This is a genomic window from Streptomyces rubellomurinus (assembly GCF_000961885.1).
Lineage (GTDB): Bacteria > Actinomycetota > Actinomycetes > Streptomycetales > Streptomycetaceae > Kitasatospora > Kitasatospora rubellomurina.
This window is the reverse complement of the sequence record NZ_JZKH01000205.1, coordinates 1-3,390: the sequence shown is the minus strand read 5'-3', so window position 1 is coordinate 3,390 and position 3,390 is coordinate 1. Positions and strand designations below refer to the sequence as shown.

General features: G+C 77.7%; 1 protein-coding gene. It reads right to left on the bottom strand.

Translation table 11 applies throughout. From position 1 onward, the window contains the following. Positions 1 to 3,362: type I polyketide synthase (locus VM95_RS37235; protein WP_279616863.1), on the bottom strand; the 3,362-nt coding region annotated here is incomplete at its 3' end. Positions 3,363 to 3,390 lie beyond the last annotated feature (28 nt).

The window sequence follows — 3,390 nt, the reverse complement described above, 5'->3', positions numbered from 1 at the left end:
TCCATGGCCAGCGCCTCGCGCGGGGAGATCCCGAAGAACTCGGCGTCGAACTCGGCGACGCCGGACAGGAATCCGCCGCGCCGGACGTAGCTCTTCCCGCTGGCCTCCGGGTCGGGGTCGAACAGCGCGCCCACGTCCCAGCCCCGGTCGGTCGGGAAGTCGGTGATCGCGTCACGGCCGGCGGCGACCAGGTCCCAGAGGTCCTGCGGCGAGCCGACCTCGCCGGGGAAGCGGCAGCCCATGCCGACGATCACGACCGGGTCGCCGTCCACGGGTGCGGCGGCGATCGCCGGGGGCGCGGCGTCCGGTGCGGCGCCGAGCAGCCGTTCCAGGAGGTGGGCGGCGAGCCGGGCGGGCGTCGGGTAGTCGAAGACGAGCGTCGACGGCAGCCGCAGGCCGGTGGCGCCGGCCAGCCGGTTGCGCAGCTCGACACCGGTCAGCGAGTCGAAGCCGAGGTCCTTGAAGGCGCGGGCCGCGTGCACCGCGTCCGCGGACCGGTGGCCCAGCACGCCCGCGGCCTCGGTGCGGACGAGCTCCAGCAGTGCCGGTTCGCGTTCGTCCGCCGCGAGCGCCGCGATCCGGGCGGCCGTCGGTCCGCCGGTCGGTTCCGGGGCGCGGCGGAGGCCCGCCGTTCCCAGCAGGTCGCGGAACAGCGCGGGCACGGAGGCCGCCCGGGCGCGGATGGCCGGGAGGTCCAGGTGCGCGGGCACGAGGGTGTCGGCCGAATCGGCGAGCGCGAGGTCGAACAGGCCCAGTGCCTCCTCGGCGGGCATCGCCACCGCGCCGGTCCGCGCCCAGCGGGCCAGGTCGGCCTCGCTCAGCCGCCCGCCCATGCCCAGCTCGCCGCCCCACAGGCCCCAGGCGAGGGAGATCGCCGGCAGGCCGAGGGCCCGGCGGTGCTGCGCCAGGCCGTCCAGGAAGGCGTTGGCGGCGGCGTAGTTGCCCTGGCCGGGCCCGCCGAAGGTGGTCGCTCCGGAGGAGAACAGCACGAAGGCGGCGAGTTCGGCGTCCCGGGTGAGCTCGTGCAGGTGGTGCGCGCCGTCGGCCTTGGGCCGGAGGGACCGGTCCAGGTGGTCGGCCGTCAGGGTCTCGACCACTCCGTCGTCGACGATGCCCGCGGTGTGGACCACGGCGGTCAGCGGGTGCTCGGCGGGCACCCGGGCGAGGGCCCCGGCCAGAGCCGCCCGGTCGGCGAGGTCGCAGGCCAGCAGGGTGGCCTCGGCGCCCAGCTCGGCGAGCTCGGAGAGGAGTGCGGCGGCGTCCGGGGCGGCGGTGCCGCGCCGGGACAGCAGCAGGAGCCGGCGCACGCCGTGCTTCGCCACCAGGTGGCGGGCGACGCGCGCGCCCAGGCCGCCGGTGGCTCCGGTGACCAGCACGGTGCCCGCCGGGTCGAGCCGGCGCTCGGCGGTCGGCGAGGGGGTCGCGCGGACCAGCCGGGGCACGAGCAACGTCCCGTCCCGGAGCGCCAGTTGCGGCTCCTCGGCGGCCAGCGCGAGCGGCCACCGGGTGAGCGAGGCGTCGCCGCCGTCGAGGTCGAGGAGCCCGAACCGGCCGGGGTGCTCCGACTGCGCCGAGCGCACCAAGCCCTGGACCGCGGCCGCCGCGACGTCGGCGACGGGCTCGCCGGGGCGGGCGGCGAGCGCGCCGGTGGTGGCGACGAGCAGGCGGGAACCGTCGAACCGGTCCTCCGCCAACCAGGCCTGCAACAGGCCGAGCACCGAACCCAGCAGCCTACGGGTCCGGGCGGGGACGTCCTCCCCGGCCTCGGGCGCCGCCGGGACGGGCACCACGACCGTCGCGGGGACCGGCTCGTCGGCCCCGGCAGCAGCCGCCAGGTCCTCGAACCGGGCGATCGGCCGGTGCTCCTCGGGCAGCCGCGCGGCCAGGCCCGACGCGTCCGGGCCGAGCAGCGCCCACGGCGGCACCGACGCCGAGCCGGGCGCGGGCTGCTCCCGCCACTCCACCCGGAACAGCGCGTCGCGGTGCGTCGGGCCCGCCGGGCGCAGCTGCTCCGCCGTGACCGGGCGGACGGTGAGCGCCGCCACCGACGCGACACCCGCCCCGGTGTCGTCCGCCAGGTGCAGCGACACCGCGTCCGTCCCGGCGGGCGCCAGCCGGACCCGCAGGCGGGAGGCGCCCGCCGCCCACCGGACGCCGCGCCAGGCGAAGGCCACCCGCGCCCCGGCGCCCTGTGCCTCGGGCGTCCGGGCGATCGCCAGCGCGTGGACGGCGGCGTCCAGCAGGGCGGGGTGCAGGGTGAACCGGTCGGGACCCCCGGGGAGTTCGACCTCGGCGAACAGCTCGTCGCCGCGCCGCCAGGCCAGGCGCAGGCCCTGGAAGGCCGGCCCGTAGTCGAAGCCGGCCACGCCCAGCCGCTCGTAGACGCCGTCGGTCGCGACGGGCGAGGCGCCCGGCGGCGGCCAGGCGGTGAGGTCCGGCGCGTCGGCGTCGGCTCCCTCGGCCGGCCCGACCAGGGTGCCGGTGGCGTGCCGGGTCCAGGGTTCCTCGGCGGGTGCGTCCTCCGGCCGGGAGTGGATGCCGATCTCGCGGGCGCCGTCCGCGCCCGGCGCGCCGACGACGACCTGGAGCCGGGTGCCGGCCGTCTCGGGCAGCACGAGCGGTGAAAGCAGCGTCAGTTCGGCGATCTCGCCGAGGCCGACCTGGTGTCCGGCTTGCAGGGCGAGCTCGACGAACAGCGTGCCGGGGGCGATGACCGTGCCGAGTACGGCGTGATCGGCGAGCCAGGGGTGGGTGGAGAGGGAAAGGCGGCCGGTCAGCACCGTCCCGGAGCCGTCCGCCAGCTCGACGGCGGCGCCCAGGACCGGGTGGTCGACGGCGAGTTGGCCGCACCCGGCGCCGGAGGACGCGGCGTCGGCGGCCGTCACCCAGTAGCGCTCGCGCTGGAAGGGGTAGGTCGGCAGGTCGACCCGGGGTCCGGCGGGGAGCTGGGTGGCCCAGTCGACGGGCAGGCCGGCGACGAAGGCGGCGGACAGGGCCGTGACCAGGCGCTCGGGGCCGCCCTCGTCGCGGCGCAGGGTCTCCAGGACGGCGGCGCCGGGGGTGTCCTCCAGCTGGTCGGCGATGGGGACGACGAGGCCGGGGTGGGGGCTGCACTCCAGGAACAGCGTGTGGCCGTCCGCGACCGCCGACGCGACCGCCGTGTCCAGGCGGACGGTGCCGCGCAGGTTGTCGAACCAGTACGAACCCGCCACCTGCTCGGGGTCGGCGACCACTTCACCGGTGACCGTGGAGTACATCGCGATGCGGCCAGCCAACGGCCGTACGCTCGCCGACAGTTCGGCGACCTCGTCGCGCACCGCGTCCACGTGGGCCGAGTGCGAGGCGTAGTCGACCGGGATCATGCGCGCCCGGACACCCTCGCGCTCGCAC